General features: G+C 62.2%; 13 protein-coding genes. 9 read left to right on the top strand and 4 right to left on the bottom strand.

From position 1 onward, the window contains the following. Window positions 1–62: 62 nt before the first annotated feature. From bcsG to bcsE, 3 genes are read right to left on the bottom strand one after another with little or no spacing between them, the layout of a single operon-like run. Window positions 63–1,715 (bottom strand): cellulose biosynthesis protein BcsG, encoded by a 1,653-nt coding sequence (gene bcsG, locus ACL2XM_RS23425; RefSeq protein ID WP_413733255.1) that lies wholly within the window; start codon window positions 1,713–1,715, stop codon window positions 63–65. Next, window positions 1,708–1,932, bottom strand: coding sequence for a cellulose biosynthesis protein BcsF (gene bcsF, locus ACL2XM_RS23430; protein WP_413727561.1), 225 nt, complete (start codon window positions 1,930–1,932; stop codon window positions 1,708–1,710). The genes bcsG and bcsF overlap by 8 nt, the downstream gene beginning before the upstream one ends. Further along, window positions 1,929–3,650, bottom strand: coding sequence for a cellulose biosynthesis protein BcsE (gene bcsE, locus ACL2XM_RS23435; protein ID WP_413727562.1), 1,722 nt, complete (start codon window positions 3,648–3,650; stop codon window positions 1,929–1,931). The genes bcsF and bcsE overlap by 4 nt, the downstream gene beginning before the upstream one ends. A gap of 109 nt (window positions 3,651–3,759) precedes the next feature. Here bcsE and bcsR point away from each other — a divergent pair, with 109 nt between their 5' ends. From bcsR to ACL2XM_RS23460, 5 genes are all read left to right on the top strand, one after another. Continuing rightward, window positions 3,760–3,966 (top strand): cellulose biosynthesis protein BcsR, encoded by a 207-nt coding sequence (gene bcsR, locus ACL2XM_RS23440; RefSeq protein ID WP_410016703.1) that lies wholly within the window; start codon window positions 3,760–3,762, stop codon window positions 3,964–3,966. Between the two features lie 43 nt (window positions 3,967–4,009). After that, entirely contained in the window at window positions 4,010–4,729 is a 720-nt protein-coding gene (bcsQ, locus tag ACL2XM_RS23445; RefSeq protein ID WP_410013152.1) for a cellulose biosynthesis protein BcsQ, read from the top strand. Then, window positions 4,726–7,338: a UDP-forming cellulose synthase catalytic subunit gene (gene bcsA / locus ACL2XM_RS23450; RefSeq protein ID WP_410013153.1), complete on the top strand. Its 2,613-nt coding sequence runs from the start codon at window positions 4,726–4,728 to the stop codon at window positions 7,336–7,338. Before bcsQ ends, bcsA begins: the two co-directional genes overlap by 4 nt. Before the next feature lie 10 nt (window positions 7,339–7,348). Beyond that, window positions 7,349–9,697, top strand: a complete 2,349-nt coding sequence (gene bcsB, locus ACL2XM_RS23455) for a cellulose biosynthesis cyclic di-GMP-binding regulatory protein BcsB (RefSeq protein ID WP_410013154.1) — start codon at window positions 7,349–7,351, stop codon at window positions 9,695–9,697. A gap of 99 nt (window positions 9,698–9,796) precedes the next feature. Beyond that, on the top strand, window positions 9,797–13,063 hold the full coding sequence (locus ACL2XM_RS23460; RefSeq protein WP_413733256.1) for a cellulose synthase subunit BcsC-related outer membrane protein: 3,267 nt from the start codon (window positions 9,797–9,799) through the stop codon (window positions 13,061–13,063). A gap of 78 nt (window positions 13,064–13,141) precedes the next feature. On the opposite strand, the gene ACL2XM_RS23465 is transcribed toward ACL2XM_RS23460, so the two are convergent. Continuing rightward, window positions 13,142–14,314 (bottom strand): AAA family ATPase, encoded by a 1,173-nt coding sequence (locus tag ACL2XM_RS23465; RefSeq protein WP_413727564.1) that lies wholly within the window; start codon window positions 14,312–14,314, stop codon window positions 13,142–13,144. A gap of 254 nt (window positions 14,315–14,568) precedes the next feature. Between ACL2XM_RS23465 and ACL2XM_RS23470 the strand changes: the two genes are divergently transcribed. Genes ACL2XM_RS23470 through icmH form a run of 4 tightly spaced genes read left to right on the top strand, consistent with a single transcriptional unit; the run spans window position 14,569 to window position 18,014 of the window. Beyond that, window positions 14,569–14,961, top strand: coding sequence for a DUF4150 domain-containing protein (locus tag ACL2XM_RS23470; RefSeq protein WP_410013156.1), 393 nt, complete (start codon window positions 14,569–14,571; stop codon window positions 14,959–14,961). Window positions 14,962–14,987: 26 nt separating this feature from the next. Continuing rightward, window positions 14,988–15,500, top strand: a complete 513-nt coding sequence (gene tssJ, locus ACL2XM_RS23475; protein ID WP_413731699.1) for a type VI secretion system lipoprotein TssJ — start codon at window positions 14,988–14,990, stop codon at window positions 15,498–15,500. After that, window positions 15,490–16,839 (top strand): type VI secretion system baseplate subunit TssK, encoded by a 1,350-nt coding sequence (tssK, locus tag ACL2XM_RS23480; RefSeq protein WP_413731701.1) that lies wholly within the window; start codon window positions 15,490–15,492, stop codon window positions 16,837–16,839. Before tssJ ends, tssK begins: the two co-directional genes overlap by 11 nt. Further along, window positions 16,836–18,014, top strand: coding sequence for a type IVB secretion system protein IcmH/DotU (gene icmH / locus ACL2XM_RS23485; RefSeq protein ID WP_413731702.1), 1,179 nt, complete (start codon window positions 16,836–16,838; stop codon window positions 18,012–18,014). Before tssK ends, icmH begins: the two co-directional genes overlap by 4 nt. Window positions 18,015–18,016 lie beyond the last annotated feature (2 nt).

Genomic DNA, 18,016 nt, shown 5'->3' on the forward strand with positions numbered 1-18,016 from the left:
GGCGATGTGGGGCGCCGTCTACCCGCGCCGGGCGGCGGAGGCCATCGCCCGGGGATTATCCATTATTGCGGGTAGGGCACCCAGCCGCCGCCATTGAGGCGGATATACACTTTGCCCTGGTATTCCATCACCACCGCGTTTTCATTTTCCGCCACCTTGGGGGTGGTGGGCAGATTGGCGCCTAACGCCGGCCAATCCAGGAGGGACGTGGTGAAGACCTTGCCGTCCACCGAACGGGCCACCAGTTCGGAAATGGCCAGATAGCTGCTGGGGGCGGTGATGTTCAGCGCCTGGGCCGGATGCGGCGCGCGCGTGCCGAAGAATTTTACGCCGACCGGAATATGGGTAATGGCGGGGCTGGGAATATCGCGCAGGCCGGAGATCTGCATTTTATCGCCAACAAGCCCGGCGCCGTGTTCCGGCACCACGATCAGCATCACCCGGCGGCCGGATTTATCCAACTGGTCCATAAAGGCGTTGAGCTGGGAAAGCAGGGTTTGCGCGCGTGTACGGTAATCGGCGCCTTTGGCTGCGCCGACAAAACGATTGCCGTCGTGCAACGCGATCAGGTTAAAAAATGTCGCGCTGCGCCCGGTGGCCGCCCGGGACTGGTTTGCCAGCCAGCGGGCCATCAGTTGCCCATCGTCAAAAATAGGCTCGCCGTCGAAGGAGGCCAGTTCATGACCCAGGCCCGCCTGCGACATGATAGGCGCCTGCATATCAGCGTCCTGGCGCAGGTTGCCGATGTAATTACCGAAGACGCCGCTATGATCCATCGCCAGCTGTTCGCCAAAGCCCAGTTTCGCCAGGTTGTCGAACAGATAGCATTGCCGGGCGGCGGGTTGGTACAAATCATGATGGGATGTTTGACCACAGCTGGCGCGCAGCAGACGAATTGACGCCGGGCCGCTGTAGGCGGTGGCGGAGTTGAAGTCGGTGAACAGCAGGTCAAATCGCGACCACAGCGGGGACGCGGACAGCTGGGCGGCATCCAGATCCGACCAGGCCAGGGAACAGATATTGATCACCAGTAAATCAAACGGCTGGGCATCGGGGGGCAGCGTCTGCGGGAACGGCGTTTGCCTGGCCTGCTCGCGCTGATAAAATTGCTGCAGGTAGGCATCGAGATTGGCGTTGGTCGGTGGACCGCTGACCGTATTGGGCAGGTTTTGCGCCGGCGCCGTTTCCTGCGCGCGCTGGGCGACGGGCGCAGGCGTGGCGGCCGCGGGCGGCGCCTGGGTCAGCCCCGGGGGCAACAGCAGGCTCAGGTTGAGCCACAGCAGGCCCGCCACCGTGAAGGTGGTAATGCGCAGCCATTGCGCCACAAACAGATACCCTACCAATAGCACGAAGGCGACGCCAATCCATCGCCAGTTGATAAACCGATCGGTCAATTCCAGCAAATAGTCGATGCTAAAGCCGCTGACATCCGCGCCCTGATGGAGAATGGAACGCCAGCCCGGCAGCCAGGTATCATGGTAAAACAAGGCCAGGCCAAACGGCAGCGCCAGCCATTGGCGCCAGCGGTGCAGACGCGCCGTGGGCAGGGGAAACAGCAGACAGGAGGCGAAAAACAGGTTGGCCAGCGCGTCGACATGCAAATAGCCCAGCCAGAGCAGGATAAATTTCAGTAAAAAATAATAATTCCAGCCACCCAGTCCGCGCCAGGTCTGCCCGATCTGAAAAACGGAGGTGTTAACGCGCGGGTTATTCATCATGTGCCGGCTTATCCGCCGTTGACCGGTGGTTTATTTTCATCGCCAGGTGGGTTTTGACATGGCTTGCCCTGATCGGACGCAGATAGCGGGGGGATAAAAACCATGCATTAAAGCGATTACGCCACAGCGGCAAATATTTATGCGCCATAAACCCGAGCGGGATAAATATCACCGCCGCCAAGCAGAACATTTGCAGGATATCGACGATGTTCATTGTCCGTAGCCTTTATTATTGCGCGGGGGTGAAAACGAAGGCGGTAATGGCTTGCCGTCCAGTTGCACGATGAGGGGTACGGGTAGCCGGCGTCTTTTACCCGGCGGCGCGTCCCGGGACGGCTCGGCGGCGGCGGGCGGCGGCTCAGGCGGCACGGCCAGCCCCGACAGGCGGCGAACCTCCGCCTGGATAGCATTATCCTGATACCACAGGGTGCGGTTTTGGAACATGTCGGCGGCAGGCAGGCTGAATAAGAAATTAAGCACGCTATCCACATCGCTGGTCTGGCAGTTGGATAAAAACAAATACAGATGGCTGTCGGTGAGGGTAAGCACGTCGCCGTCGCGGCGCAGATGGCACAACGACATGGCCTGCTGCGGGCTGATGCCGCCGACCGGGCGCAGGGCAAGCAGTACGCCGCGGGTTTCTACCGCAAGGGTAGGCTGTCCCAGGATGGATTGCATCACCTCGCAAAATACCGGCAGCGGCAAAAAACCTTTGTGGCGGTCGGGCAGCCGCCCTTGCAGCAATAATTCAATATTTTCCGGTACATAGCGATTAAACGTGCCTTGCTGGATGTCGTCCAGCAGCGTCAGGAAGCTGGATAGCCTCGCCGCGTGCGGCACGATTAAATTAGCGCCGCAGGCCTGTAATAAGCGTTGATCGATATAGCGCAGGGCGGGGTACATTTCCCTGACGACAATTTTGAGCGCGTTGCCGCGCCGGATACGCAGGAGATGAATTTGCCGGGCCAGCGTTTCAATCTGGTCGTTGGCGCTGAGGGCAAAAATCAGCGTGGCGGCGCGTGCGCGCAGGCCACGGTCCACCAGGCGCTGGTTGTCGGCAAAAATAAACCACTTATCCGATAAGGGCGGCGCGCCTTCCAAAATACTGTTTTCCGCAAGATACATCCATTGATCGTCACTGTGGTTATTAATATGTTGCGCGGATGCCGGAGAGGCCGCTATTTCCCAGCCGGGACTGCGCGGCTGTAAAGCGTACGCGGTATTTGCTTCCACGCCGAATTGATTGTGCCACCAGGACATTACATATTGCGGTGGGTAATGGGCTGAATTTAGCGTAGCCAATCCATATAATACGCGGTTTTGGACATATAAACGCGGAATGAGGGCATGAATTCCCTTGCCATAACAGAGAATGAGCATAGCGCAATTCTGGCGCGCGCATTGGCTGGCAATTTCAAGCAGCCACTGGTTAAAATCATTTGGCGCCAGATCATTCCCTGCCGCGGCGGTCAACATAAATATCAACAGTTGATTTTTGATCTGCGGCAGGCGACTGATATCAACCGGCAAGCCGGTTAACGCTTTTTTCCCTGCCGCCTGATGATAATAATGGGTTTTATCCTCGGCTGATAATAAACGGACGATCAGGGCATGTTCAGGCGGCAATGTCGAGGTGCAGGGGAGGGACGTGGGGTTATCTTTCTGATATATAACTGAAATTATTACATCTGGCCGCTGTGCGTCCACCACTTGCCCGCACAGCTCATAGGCGGCCGGCTCGGTATCGGTATTGACCCAGTACAGCCCCCGGGGTTGCATTAAAGACGTATCATCCCAACAATTTTTTATGCCAAAAGGAAAAGACAGTGCCATTTTTATCTGCTTGCAGTAGGTGTAAAAGCAACGGGATTGAAAGTCTTTAAAGTGTGCTTGGGCCGGCATCGAATACTGGAGTATAATAAATATTACCATTCTGGAATGAAATGACCAGTTAATTAGCTACATCAGAACCCTATTTTACGCTGATTTAATTTTTGCTGGATTAATGCCAAACCCAGGTAATGGCACCGTATAAAGGAAAATAAAACTGGATAGCATAGACCCTGGCGCGGCAGCGCATGATGAGAGTGATGATTTTGCTGTGTTAAGTCACCTCTTTTCCCTGCCGGAATTAAATTATGTCGATATAACCCGGGCGGAAAAAATTCCGCTGATGATGTCGCGCTGGCCGCTATTGGCCGAATTGGCCGGCGTGGCGTATGACGCATCCCAGGCGGAAGCTTCATGAAGCCTGCCGTGGCCATGGTTTACCGTTCTTGCGGAGTCATATCATGCCGGTCATAGCCCTGCGGGGTATCCGGGGCGCGACGGGCACGACATCGGTGGCCGCCGGCCTGAGCTGGGCGCTGGCCCAATTGGGCGAGAACGTATTGGCAATTGATTTTTCACCGGATAACCTGTTGCGCCTGCATTTCGCCATGCCTTTTTCCGCCCCGCGCGGTTGGGCCAGCGCCGTGCAGGCCGGCGCCGGCTGGCAGCATGGCGCCATGCGCTATAGCCAACTGCTCGATTTTCTGCCCTTCGGCCGGCTGGCCGACGGGACGCAGGCGTTGGACTCATTGACCGACTGGCGGGAGAACATTGCCCAATTGAAATCCCTGTCGGCCTATCATTGGATCGTGCTGGACGTCCCCGCCGGCGAGTCTGCCCTGGCGACCCAGGCGGTATCCCTGGCCGACGGCGTGTTTACCCTCCTGCAGGCCGACGCCCAGTGCCATGTGCGCCTGCATCAGCAATCCTTGCCCCGGCATGCTCATTATGTGGTTAACCAATTTGTTCCCGCCAGCGCCTTGCAGCAGGACCTGCTGCTGCTCTGGCAGCAAAGCCTGCCGAACTTGCTGCCGGTGGTATTGCATCGCGACGAGGCGATGGCGGAGTCCCTGGCGGCGCTGCAACCGGTGGGCGCATTTATGCCGCACAGCAAAATCAGCCAGGAGCTGACTACTCTGGCCAATTGGTGCCTGATCCATTTGCGCAACGGTGAACAATGAATTCCCGGCGGCCCGGCGTCCTGTCGGTGTTCTTGCCGCCGCCGGTGCATTCGGCGCTGCGTGACCGCTACCGTGGCTACCGCCGGGCGGGCGCTTCCCGGCCGGCCGCGGCGCTGATGATGGTTTGCGTGATTGCCGGCTGGCTGTTGCTGCGGTTCGAAACGCCGGCCTGGCAACGCATCCGTCGCCAGCGCGGGCGCTGGTATCCCCATGTTTCCGCCGCGCGTCCCCGCCCGCTCGATCTGGTCCGCTATGTGCTGCAAACGCTGTGGCTATTGCTGATTATGCCCGCCGGGGGCGTGCGCCAGCGGGCGCTTTATGGCGATATTTCCCGGCGCTGGCGGGCGCGTTTGCGCCGCCGGCTGCGTACTGTGGCCGGGCGCCGGGCGCCTGCCGCGCGGATTGCCGCCGCGCCGGTTGCAAGCGCGCGTCTGCGCCGCCTGTTAAGCCGCGCGTTAATGATCCTGGCCGGGCTTGTCGCGGCGGTGCTGGCCGGTTTTTGCATTTCCCAGCCCTTCGGCTATCTGGCGCAGTTTGTGTTTGTGATGCTGTTGTGGGGCATCGCGATGATCGTGCGCGATATGGCGGGGCGCTTCCCGGCCCTGATGCTGATTGTTTTGTCGTTAACCGTGTCATGCCGGTATCTGTGGTGGCGCTATACCGCCACGCTGAACTGGAGCGATCCGGTGAGCCTGGTATGGGGGTTGCTGTTGCTTGGCGCGGAGACGTATTCCTGGACGGTGCTGGTGCTGGGCTATTTCCAGACCCTGTGGCCGCTTAATCGCCAGCCGACGCCCATGCCGGCGGATATCGCCAGCTGGCCGACCATTGATGTGCTGATCCCCACCTATAACGAAGCCCTCAGCGTGGTGAAACCCACGCTGTATTCGGCTCTCGGCATCGACTGGCCGAAAGAGAAAATCACCCTGTATCTGCTTGATGACGGTAACCGTGCGGAATTCGCCGAGTTTGCCCGGGAAATCGGCGTGGAATATATCGCCCGGCCTCGTCATGAACACGCCAAGGCGGGCAATATCAACTACGCGCTCCAACAGGCCAAAGGCGAGCTGGTGGCTATTTTTGACTGCGATCATGTGCCGACGCGCTCGTTCCTGCAACTGACCGTCGGCTGGTTTTTCAAGGACGCGCGCCTGGGCATGCTGCAAACGCCCCATCACTTTTTTTCGCCGGACCCTTTTGAGCGCAACCTGGGTCGTGTACGCCGCACGCCGCACGAGGGAAAGCTGTTTTACGGCCTGGTACAGGACGGCAACGACCTGTGGGACGCCAGTTTCTTCTGCGGCTCCTGCGCGGTATTGCGCCGCTCTGCGCTGGATGAGATCGGCGGTATTGCGGTGGAAACCGTCACCGAGGACGCCCATACGTCGCTGCGGATGCACCGGCATGGCTACAGTTCAGCCTACATCCGTATTCCGCAGGCCGCCGGCCTGGCAACCGAAAGCCTGTCGGCGCATATCAGCCAGCGCATTCGCTGGGCGCGGGGCATGGTGCAGATTTTCCGCATCGATAACCCGCTGCTCGGCAAAGGGCTGAAACTGGCGCAGCGTTTATGTTACGCCAACGCCATGCTGCATTTCCTAGCGGGCATCCCACGGCTGATATTCCTGACCGCGCCGCTGGCGTTTCTGCTGCTGCATGCCTATATCATCTACGCGCCGGCCGTCGCCATCGCCCTGTATGTTTTGCCCCATATGGTCCATGCCAGCCTGACGACCTCCCGGGTGCAGGGCAAGTACCGCCACTCGTTCTGGAGCGAGATCTACGAAACGGTGCTGGCCTGGTATATCGCGCGGCCGACCACCATGGCGCTGCTCAATCCCTACGCCGGCACGTTTAACGTCACCGCCAAGGGCCGCCTGAACGATCAATCCTATATCGACTGGACAATCACCCGTCCCTATCTGGTGCTGATGCTGCTGAACGTCGCCGGGCTGGCGGCCGGCGCCTGGCGCCTGACCTATAGCCGCGGCGACGAACTGCTGACCGTGGTGATAAGCCTTGCCTGGGTGCTGTACAACCTGATTATTCTTGGCGGCGCCATTGCCGTGGCCTTCGAGGCTAAACAGATTCGCGCGGCGCACCGGGTGGATACCGTGCTGCCGGCGGCGATCGCCACCCGGGACGGCCATGTGCACGGCTGCGTCATGCACAATTTTTCGGACAGCGGCGCGGGGCTTGAGATGCACACCTGCGATGTATTGCAGCCCGGTCAGGATATCACCCTGCTGCTCAGCCGCGGACGGCAGGAGTATGCCTTTCCCTGCCGCGTTAGCCGCGCGGGCGGCCGCCAGGCCGGCATCCAGCTGGCACCCCTGACGCTTCAGCAGCATGTGGATTTTATCCAGTGTACCTTTGCCCGCGCCGACAGCTGGGTGGTGCGCGGCGATAGCTTTCCGGAGGACAAGCCGCTGGAAAGCCTGGGCGAAGTGCTGGCCCTCGGCGCGCGCGGCTATCTGCGCATGCTGGATATCGCGCCGCCGGCGCTGCGTCCGCTAATCGTCCTTATTTTTAACGCCGGTGGCTGGATCGCTTCTTTCCTGCCACGCAATCCCCCGCGGCCCGTCCGCAGCGATGAAACCCCTCAATGATGACTAACCGATGAAAAACCTGATATGGACTTTGCTCACCGTCGCGCTATTCGCCAGCGCGGCGCCGGTATCCGGCGCCGGCGGCCCGGCAGAGGCGGCGCCCCCGGCGTTGACGTTAAACGGGGCCGCAACCGGGACGCGGGATGAGCAGGCGCCTGCGCCCGATGCGGCTTTCCGCGGGCCGGATGCGCCGATGCCAGGCGCCCCGGTGCGCGACATCACGCTGCCCTTTGCCGTCATCGCGCCGCCGCCCGGCACCATGACCCTGCGCGGCATCCAGCCTAACGGCCAGGTTGAATTCGGCGTGCGCGGCGATGAGGTGGTTACCCAGGCGATGCTGAATTTACACTATACGCCGTCGCCGTCGCTTATCCCGGTGCAGTCGCATCTGAAGGTTTATCTTAACGATCAGCTGATGGCGGTGCAGGCTATCGGTCAGCAGCAGTTGGGCAAGGAAAACCAGGTACAGGTACCCATCGATCCGCGCTATATCACCGATTTTAATCGTATCCGGCTGGAGTTTGTCGGCCACTACCAGAATATCTGCGAGAATCCGGCCAATACCACCCTGTGGCTGGAGATCGGCAAAGGCAGCTCGCTGGCGCTGCGCTATCAAACACTGCCGCTGAAGAATGATTTATCGCGTTTCCCCATGCCGTTTTTCGATGCGCGCGATACCGGGCCGCTGACGCTGCCGATGGTCTTTGCCGCCGCGCCGGATGCGGGCCAGCAGCAGGCCGCGGCGATGTTGGCCTCCTGGTTCGGCGTCAGGGCGCAATGGCGCGGCCAGACGTTCCCGGTGTTGTACAATCGCGAGCCCGATCGCCATGCGGTGGTGTTCGCCACCAACGCCGGCCGGCCGGATTTCCTGCGTGATATGCCGCCGGCCACCGGCCCGGCGGTGGCGATGGTCAGCCCGCGCGATAATCCTTTTATTAAACTGCTGCTGATAACCGGGCGCGATGATGCGGATCTGCTTACGGCGGTGAAAGGCATTGCGCAGGGCAACATGCTGTTTCGCGGGCAGGCGGTGGCGGTGGAAAGCGTGGAGCAGCTTCAGCCGCGCCAGCCCTATGACGCGCCCAACTGGGTCCGCACCGACCGGCCGATGAATTTTGGCGAGCTTAAGCAGTACCCCGAACAGCTGCAGGCGGACGGGATCGTGCCCACGCCCATTAGCCTGAATATGAACCTGCCGCCCGATCTGTTTTTGATCAACAGCCAGGGTATCGATATGCGTTTGCGCTACCGCTACACCTCGCCCCAGCTGAAAAATACCTCGCGGCTGAGCGTCAGCCTGAATAATCAGTTTGTGCAGGACTTTATCCTGCTGCCCGGCCATGACGACGGTCCGCAGCTGCTGCACCTGTCGCTGTTGCGGGGCCTGCTGGCCGATCACCGGGACTTGATGATTCCGGCGCTGAAGCTTGGCGCGGTTAACCAGATCCGTTTTGCTTTCGACTATACCTCGCTATTGGCCGGCGGCGCGGAGGGGCGTTGTGAAACCTACACCACGGTGCCCAATCATGTGGTGATCGACGACAGTTCGACTATCGATTTTTCCGGCTACCGGCATTTTATGGCGATGCCGGATCTGCGCGCTTTCGCCAACGCGGGTTATCCCTTCAGCCGCCTGGCCGATCTGTCGCAGACGCTGGTGCTGGTGCCGCCGAAACCGCAGCCGCTACAGTTGACCACCCTGCTGAACACGCTGGGTAATATCGGCGCGCTAACCGGTTATCCGGCCCTGGGCATGCGCCTGAGCGAGGACGGGTCGCAGGTGAGCGCCGTCGATGCCGATATTTTGCTGATAGGTGATCTGCCCGCGGTCTTGCGAAACGACGGCATGCGCGACGGCAAAAAAGCCCAGTTGCTGCTGGCCGCCACCCGCGATTGGATCAACCAGCCGGTGCGCCAGGCGGCGCTGCCGGACAATACCACGCCGGACGTGGACGCCCTGGCCGATACCAGTACCCAGATCGCCGCGCAGGGATCCATCGCCGCCGTGGTCGGCCTGCAGTCGCCTTACTTCAATCAGCGCAGCATCGTGGCGCTGCTGGCGAAGGGACCGGACGGCAACGCCCTGCTTAACAATGCCATGGCGGATAATCTGCAAAAGGCGCGGGTTTTCGGTTCGGTGGCGCTTATCCGCGATTCCGGCGTCAACAGCCTGAAGGTGGGCGATACCTATTACGTCGGTCATTTGCCCTGGTGGGAACGTGTCTGGAATGCCCTGGCCCATCATCCGGTAATACTGGCGCTGATGGCGGTGATCGCCGTGGTGCTGGCCGCCATGGTGCTCTGGTGTGGTTTACGCGCCCTCAGCCGCCGTCGTTTATCCGCGGGCGACGGGGAATAACGCATGCCCACCGTTCGTTTTATCGCGCCATGGGGCGCCGGGGGCAGCCTTCCGGCCGCCATACGCCGCCCCGCACAAGGGCCGGTGGGCAAGGCGCTGATGATGGTGTTGGGCGTGGCCTTGTCGCTAGCCGTTATGCCGCCCGTACGCGCCGGGCAGCCGCCGGCCATAGCGCCGGAGCAGTGGCTGCTGGCGCAGGTCAGACTGGGCGAGGCTAATCATCAGGACCCGCTGGTGCGCCAGTCACTGGACCGTTTAGCGTTAATCGCGCCCGATAGTCCGCAAGTGCTGGCGGCCCAGCTGCGTCTGGATCTGCGTGAAGGCAACCAGGACCAGGCGCGGGAGCGGCTGGAAAAAATCCAGCGGCTGGCGCCGGATTCAACGGAATTTCGCCAGGCGCGGCTCAGCCTGGAGCTGGCGCGGCCGGAAACACAGCAGCGGCTGCAGCAGGCGCGCCTGCTGGCCACGGCGGGCCGGCTGGCGGAGGCCCGCGCCTTGTACGACCAGGTGTTCGGCGGCCAGCCGCCGCCGGTGGAGCTGGCGCTGGAATATTGGCAACTGGTGGCCCGCGTACCCGGCCACCAAGACGAGGCCGAACGTCAATTGGCCGACCTTGACCGGCAGTATCCGGGCAATGTCGCCCTGCGCCTGCAACTGGCCCAATACGCCTTTGCCGCCGGCCGGAGCGAACAGGCTATCGACTGGCTGCGGCAGGTGGCGAATACCCCGGCGGGCCGGCAGCCCGCCGCCGAAATGTGGCTGGCGCGGATAAAGGCAGCGCCGGTGGACGCGCAAAGCGTGTCGGCCCTGCAATTTTACCTTAGGGTATTCAACGACGGCGCGTCTGCCGACGCCGCGCAGCAGGAACTGCGGCGGCGGCAGGCGCTGCTGGCCGACCCGCGCTATCAGGCCAGGATGGTGGGTTTGGCAAAAATTGAACAGGGCGCCTCCTCCGGCGCCATTGCGCCGTTAACCGAGGCTTTGGCCGCCACGCCGGACGATGCCCAAGTGCTGGGCGCCATGGGGCTGGCCTATGCGCGCTCCGGCCAACGCCTGCGGGCGCTGGACTATTTTACGCGGGCGCAGCAGGCTGAACAAAATGGCTTTAATGGCGCAAAATGGCGGGGCCTGATTCAAACCAACCGTTACTGGTGGGCGTTGGAGCAGGGCGATCGCGCGCTTAAGTCCGGGCATCTCGCTGAGGCGGATGGCTATTACCGGCAGGCGCGCGGTATTGACGATCGGGACGCCTGGGCTTGGGTCGGCCTGGGCGATGTGGCGGTGGCGCGCGATAATGACTCGGCGGCCGAATATGCTTATCGCCGCGCGCTGGCCCTTGAGCACGACAACGGCAGCGCCCAGCGCGGGCTGGTCAATCTTTACCAGCGCCGCTCGCCGCAGCTGGCGCTGGATTATCTCGGGCAGCTTCCCCCGGGCCAGCGGCAAGAGCTGCGGGATAAGCAGCTCGCTATCCAATTGACATTACTCACGGACCAGGGCGGGCGCGACGCCGGCGCGGGACACTGGGCGCAGGCGGCGCAGCGTTACCGGCAGGCGCTGGACCTGGAGCCGGGCGCTATCTGGACCGCGTATCATTATGCCCAGGCGCTGCGCCATACGGCCCGGGTGTCAGAGGCTGACACCCTGATGGCCGCGCTGGCGCGGCGCTATCCCGGCGATCCCGCACAGGTGTACGCTTATGCGCTGTATCTGGCGGGCAGCGGGCGGGACGATGCGGCGCTGACCCATCTGCGCGGGCTGCCGTCCGGTCAGTGGAGCGAAGGGATGCGCCAGCTGGCGCAGCGGCTGGAGCGGGAGAAACGCGCGGAAGACATAGACCGCCGGCTTGACGTCATCGAGCGGAGGCTTGCCGACGGCGACCCGGCAGGAGCGCGCGGGGCGTTGCAATACCTGCGATCGACGACCGATGGACTGAGCCTGTATCAGCAGCGGCGCATCGCCATGGCCTGGCTGGACGCCGGCGATGCGGCGCAGGCGGCGGCCGGGCTGCGGCAACTGAAAAAACGGGTACAAACAGCGCCGAACGGGCAGGATAAAACGCTGATTTATCGTGATTTAGCGCGTGTCGAGCAACGGGGCGGCCAGCCGGAAGCAGCGCGCGCGGACTATCAATCCGCCATGCAGGCCGCGGGCCTCAGCGCCGGCGTCCCAGCGAATAACGATGAGTATACCCGCCTGACGCGTCATAACCCCGGCGACGACTGGCTGCGCCGCGGTATCCGCGCCGACGCCGGCGGGCTGTATCGTCAACAGGACGTTAACTTTACCCTGGACCATGATTTCTGGAGCGATGGCGGAACCCCCGGCAAATCGGATCTGAGCGCTAATACCACCATGCTGCAGGCGGATATGCCCTGGGATCAGGGGCGGGCTTTTGGCCGCGCCGATATTGTGCGTATGGACGCGGGAACGCTGGCTAATGATTACGGCGGCACCTTCGGCACGTGCGCCGATTTGCCCTGTCACGGCAATCGCCGCCAAACGGCGACCGGCGTTAGCCTGGGCGCCGGCTGGGAAAATGACCAATGGAAAACCGATATCGGCACCACGCCGCTGGGTTTTCCGGTGGTCGACTGGGTGGGCGGTGTCGCTTATCGCGGCGATTGGCGCAGTCTCGGCTGGACCGCCACCGCCTCGCGCCGGCCGGTTTCCAGCTCGCTGCTGTCCTTTGCCGGCGCTCGCGATCCCGGCACCGGCATGACCTGGGGCGGCGTGCGCGCCACCGGCGGCGGCCTGGGCCTGAGTTATGATCAGGGTAACGCCAACGGCCTGTGGGGCGATCTGAGCGCGCATCAGCTGACCGGTAAAAACGTGGCCGACAATAGCCGCGAACGGCTGATGGGCGGGTATTATTATAAGGTGATTAACGAAGAGGATCGGCGGGCCACCGTGGGGCTGAATTCGATGCTGTGGCATTATCGCCGGGATTTGAGCGGCTATACGCTGGGGCAGGGCGGGTATTATAGCCCGCAGCGCTATTTTTCCCTGGCCGTGCCGGTAAATTATCGCGCGCGCGCGGAAAATGTCGCCTGGCAGCTCGGCGCCTCGTTATCCTGGTCGCACGCCTCGACGGAAGAGCGGCGGCGTTATCCCCTGGCGGGGGTGGGCGCCGCCGACATCCTATCGTCGGGCGGCGACAGTTCCGGGTTTGGCTATACCGTCCAGGCGTTAATCGAACGGCGCCTGTCGTCGCACTGGACTCTTGGCGCCGGTATCGATATCCAGCAGGCCAAGGACTACACGCCCAGCCATATCCTTGCTTACCTGCGCTATTCGATGGCGGGCTGGCAGGGCGACCTCGCAATGCCGCCGCAGCCGCTGAACCCCTATGCGGATTTTAAATAACCCGGCCGGAAAATCCCCTCCGGTGTCGTCATCCCCGGCGCGCCTGGTTGAACGGTTTTCCGCCGTTGAGGAAAAGAATCAGCGCGCCGGCCAATGCCATAATGGCCCGTCGTCGTCCACCACCAGCGTTTCCCCCAGCCGTTTTTGCAGCACAATGGCCGTGATTGACGATGCCGCGCGCAGTGCGTCCACCAGGGCCGCCGCATGGGAAACAATCACGATCTGCGTTCTGCGCCCGGCGGCGGTAATCAAGCGCGCCAGCGCCGGCAGCAGCTCAGGATGCAGGCTGGTTTCCGGCTCATTGAGAATCATCAGCTCAGGGGGACGAGGCGAATGCAGCGCCGCCGCCAGCAGCAAAAAGCGCAGCGTGCCGTCCGACAGTTCCGCGGCCTTCAGGGGGCGCAGCAGCCCGTGTTGCGTCATGCGCAGCTCCAGGTAACCGTCGTTTTGCGCGACGCGCAGCGCCGCGCCGGGGAATGCGTCGTCGATGGTCTCGTCCAAATCCTCGGCAAAGCCGATGTCATAAATGGTCTGGATGGCGGCGGCCAGGTCGGCGCCGTCCCCAGACAGCACCGGCGTATAGGTGCCAATCTGCGGCCGGCGCGCCGGGGCGTCGCGGTCGGTACGCAGATGATCGTAAAAGCGCCAGCCGCGCATGGTCTCCCGCAGCATCAGCAGCTCCGGCGCATTAAGCGGATCGATACAGTGTGTCATCATACTGTCGAAGACCGCCAGGTGCTGGAACGGCGTTTGCCACACGCCGCGTTCATCGCGTATCCGCACGGCGGGCCCATGGCGATCCGCAAGCGTCGCGCTTTTGCTGTACAGCGGACCATGCCAGACCACTTCTGTTTTAATGTGGGGATCGCGGTTAAACATCGCTTTGCCGGGGGGCATGTCGCGTTTCTCAGGCAAACCCAAATCAATGGCATAACCAAAGGTATCGCCGGAAAATCCCAGCTTCAGGCTGACAGGCGCCTGCCGGGACTGGGTCCCCTGCACGGGAAGCGTGCCGTTGATCATCGCGCGCGAAAACGTTTCCGGGCCGGCCCATAGGGTGGAATGCAGCCCTCCGTCCGCGGCCAGCGACTGCACTATGCGGTCCTGGGCAATGTCGGCCAGGAGATTCAGCGCGCGGTAGATACTGGATTTGCCCGCGCCGTTCGGCCCGGTTATCACGGTAATTTGCCCGATTTCCAGCGTCAGATCACGCAGGGAACGGTAGCCGGAAACGGCAAGCAGGTTAATCAGCGGGGCACGGCTCCATGGCTGACGCGACGGCTAAACCATACCACAGAAAAATAACCCTGGGTCGCGGTTTTCCAACGGCTATCCACCGCCAACGGCCTCCCCGCCGGTAATGTTAGCGGGTTGCGGGCCACGCCGGCAACGCAATGGTTGAGCATAAAATCAGGTAAACGCCGTAGCGGTTTTTTCCCCGTTGTTTGATAGCGTGGTCACCACTGTTTTTGGCCTGGCGCCGCTGGCGAAAAGGGAATAGGGGTATGTTTGCGAATTGTCAATTATTCGGCATGGATTTGGCGTTTCCCGACGTCTGCCTGACGCCGGCGCCGGTGCCCGTACCGGTGCCTTACCCCAATATGGCGCTGGGCTGCACGGCGACGCCGCATACCTATACCATCCTGTTCGGCGGGCTGCCCGCGCATAATATGGCCACCCTGACCTATGCCAGCTTCGGCGACAATGCCGGCATTAGCCTGGGAGTGATGTCGGGTACGGTAATGGGGACCTCGCGCCATTTAACCGGCGCGTTCACCACCCTGATCAAAGGTTCTCCCGCCACCCGCATGACCAGCCTGAGCCTGCAGAACGGTACCAATATGGTGGGCATGCGGCTGCTTCCCAGCCAGCTGAAAATCATGATGCTTGGAATGTGACCCCCGCCGGTAACAGGATTCTTTATATGTCTTCACTGTTTTTTCGGCTTCGTTTTCCCGGCCTCCTGGCGCTGACGGCGTTTATCAGCGCCTGCGCGCCGGCGGAAATAACCCCGCAAGACAGTGGCGGCGGCGACCGCCTGGCGTTGAACGCCCGCGGCCGGCTGAATAATGGATCACCGCTAAAAATAACCATATTGCAGCTTACCGATCCCTCCCGCTTTTTGTCGGCCGGCTATGAGGACCTGCAACGTGACGCGCATAAGACGCTGCGCGGGCAGGTGCGCGCCGGAGAAGAAATTTTCCTGCTGCCCGACGATAAGTGCCGGGTCCTGCCGCTGCCAACGGCGGACGATGTTCATTACCTGGGCATCTTTGCCGAGTACCAGGATCTCGCCCATAAACGCTGGCGGCTGCTATTGCCTCTGCCGCCGCGGCCTGCGGCCTCGGTATGGACGATGCTCCGGCCGCCTCCGCCCGTTTTGCGCCGGGTTACCGTGACCCCGGACGGTTTGCAGGGAAATGATAATGAAAAATAACCATAAAGTGCTGTGGGTGGAGGGGATGTTCCTGCGTCCTCATCATTTCCAGCAGGCCGAGGAGTATCTGGAGCAGCGCCAATGGCACCTGCGGGATGGCCGCTATCCCTGGGGATTTTCCATCCTGCGGGTGGATGAAAGCCTGCTGGCGCTGGGCAAGGTGGCGCTGGCCGCCGGCGCCGGCATCCTGCCGGACGGTACGCTGTTCGACTTCACCGATCCCTGCGATGCGCCGGCGGCGCTGGATATCCGCGCCGGCTGCGGCGGAGTGACCATCGTTCTGGCATTGCCGGTCCGGCGCGCGGGACGGGAAACGGTCATTTTTACCGAAGCGGCGGATTCGCTGGCCCGTCACATGGCGTTTGAAAAAGAGGTTGCCGACACCAACGCGTTGTCCTCGGGCGGCGCGAAGATCCAGTGCGGCAGGCTGCGTCTGCGGCTGCTGCCGGAACATGAACTTAACGGCGAATGGATAGCCATGGGCGCGGTACGGGTGCTGGCGAAGGATCGGGACGGCGGCGTGTTGCTGGATCCCGGTTATCTTCCTCCCCTGCTGGACAGCCGCGCCAGCCCGGCGCTGCAGGAATATGTCCGGGAGCTGGCGGGCTTGCTGCAACAGCGACGCCAGCGGCTGGGCCGCCAGCTGCAACAGCGGGACGAAGGGCACAATAGGGCGGCGGACCTGATGCTGCAGGCGCTTATCCACCGGTTCAGCGCCAGGGTAGATCATCTGCTGCACGCCCCGCGGGTACATCCGGAGCGCCTGTTCTCCGCATGGCTGCCGTTTGCGCTGGAGCTGGCGGTGTACCGGGCGCCGCATGTCTTTACCGGCGACATCCCGGTGTATGATCATGCGGATATCGGCGGCTGCTTTGGCCTCTTGATGTCGCTGCTGCGCCAGGGATTGTTTATCGCGCTTGAAGACAGCGCCATCCCCCTGCCGCTGACCGAGAAGATGCCGGGCTTGAGCGTGGCTACCCTGCCGGATAAAGAGATGCCGGACCGGTTTGACTTTGTCTTAAGGGTGGCGGAACTCGAGGGCGGGGCGCAAACGAGCGCGTTTCTGGCGCAAATCAAGATTGCGCCGGCGTGCTGCATCCGCGACGTGGTGCAACTGCAATTGCCGGGTATCCCCTTGCGGCCCCTAGCGCAGGCGCCGCGCCAGCTGCCTTCCCGAACGGGCGCCAGCTGCTTTGCCCTGGAAAATAGCGGCGCATTATGGCCGCAGTTGGCCAAAACCGGGGCCTTCGCCCTGTACCTTACCGACGAATTCGCCCGGCTGGACATTCAATTATGGGCCATAAGGCGTCAATCCCCGCCGGGTGGACCACCGCCATGACAGACCACGCTCGCATGCAGCACGCGCAGCCCAACCGGCTGCTGGCGGCGGCCGGTCCGCTGCTGAACGCCGTGGCGCATTTACGTTACGCGCAGCCGCCCGAGGATGCCGGGGCGCTGCGCCTGCGGATGATCGATGAAATGCGCCGTTTCGAGCAGGTTTGCCAGGAAGCGGCGCTGGGCTATAACGTGATTATCGGCGCGCGCTATTGCCTGTGTACCGCCCTGGACGAGGCGGTGGCGCTGACCTCCTGGGGGCAAAGCAGCATTTGGGCGGGCAACGGCCTGCTGGTGGCTTTTCATAATGAAACCAACGGCGGCGAGAAATTTTTCCAACTGATGGCGACATTGTTGCAACAGCCCGGGCAGCATATCGATCTGCTGGAGCTGCTCTATTTTTGTTTGTTATTGGGTTTCGGCGGCCGCTACCGGGTCATGGAAAACGGCATTTACCGGCTGGAAATCCTGACCCAGCGGCTGGCGCGGCAGATTCGCAGCATCAGGGGTGAATACGCCCGTCCCCTGGGTGAACCGCGCGCGCAACACCCCGCCCCCCGGCGGACCTCCAGGGCGCGGCTGGCGCCGCCGCTATGCGTCTTGTTGGGCGGGATGCTGCTTGGCTTGCTGTATATCGTCCTTAATAACCGGCTGGACGTCGCTGCCACCGGGGTGCAAAACAGGCTGTTCAGCCTGCAACTGCCCAAGGCGCCCCCGTCGGTGGCCGGGATGTCGCTGCCGGAGCTGATGCAGGCCCTGGCGGCGGATATTGCCGCTAACCGCGTGGCGGTGTCCCTGCGGGATGAGCAGGGGGTTATCACGCTGCGCGGCGGCGACGTATTCGCGTCGGCCTCCGCGACGCTCCACCCATCGTATCAAGACGTTATCTTCCTGATTGCCCGGCATCTGGCGCAGACCACCGGCGTGGTAACGGTGCGCGGGCATAGCGATAACCAGCCGATCCATGGCGCCGCTTTTACTTCTAATGACGCGCTGGCGCTGGCGCGCGCCGAAACCGTCGCCCTGATGCTGCGCCAGGCGCTGGATCAGCCGGGACGGGTGGTGGCGCAAAGCGCCGCCGGCAAGACGCCGCTGGTGCCGAATACCACGGCGGAAAATCGCGCCCTTAACCGACGCATCGATATTGCCTTTAACCTGGCCGGCGGCGACACAGAATGAGG

This window comes from Sodalis sp. RH20, assembly GCF_047324205.1.
Classification (GTDB): Bacteria; Pseudomonadota; Gammaproteobacteria; order Enterobacterales; family Enterobacteriaceae; genus Acerihabitans.

Bases quoted from the DNA above. Each gene is read 5' to 3' on its own strand.
- tssJ (WP_413731699.1), top strand. From the start codon at position 14,988: ATGTCTTCACTGTTTTTTCGGCTTCGTTTTCCCGGCCTCCTGGCGCTG.
- icmH (WP_413731702.1), top strand. From the start codon at position 16,836: ATGACAGACCACGCTCGCATGCAGCACGCGCAGCCCAACCGGCTGCTG.
- bcsQ (WP_410013152.1), top strand. From the start codon at position 4,010: ATGCCGGTCATAGCCCTGCGGGGTATCCGGGGCGCGACGGGCACGACA.
- ACL2XM_RS23460 (WP_413733256.1), top strand. From the start codon at position 9,797: ATGATGGTGTTGGGCGTGGCCTTGTCGCTAGCCGTTATGCCGCCCGTA.
- bcsA (WP_410013153.1), top strand. From the start codon at position 4,726: ATGAATTCCCGGCGGCCCGGCGTCCTGTCGGTGTTCTTGCCGCCGCCG.
- bcsG (WP_413733255.1), bottom strand. From the start codon at position 1,715: ATGAATAACCCGCGCGTTAACACCTCCGTTTTTCAGATCGGGCAGACC.
- ACL2XM_RS23470 (WP_410013156.1), top strand. From the start codon at position 14,569: ATGTTTGCGAATTGTCAATTATTCGGCATGGATTTGGCGTTTCCCGAC.
- bcsF (WP_413727561.1), bottom strand. From the start codon at position 1,932: ATGAACATCGTCGATATCCTGCAAATGTTCTGCTTGGCGGCGGTGATA.
- tssK (WP_413731701.1), top strand. From the start codon at position 15,490: ATGAAAAATAACCATAAAGTGCTGTGGGTGGAGGGGATGTTCCTGCGT.
- bcsE (WP_413727562.1), bottom strand. From the start codon at position 3,650: ATGGTAATATTTATTATACTCCAGTATTCGATGCCGGCCCAAGCACAC.
- bcsB (WP_410013154.1), top strand. From the start codon at position 7,349: ATGAAAAACCTGATATGGACTTTGCTCACCGTCGCGCTATTCGCCAGC.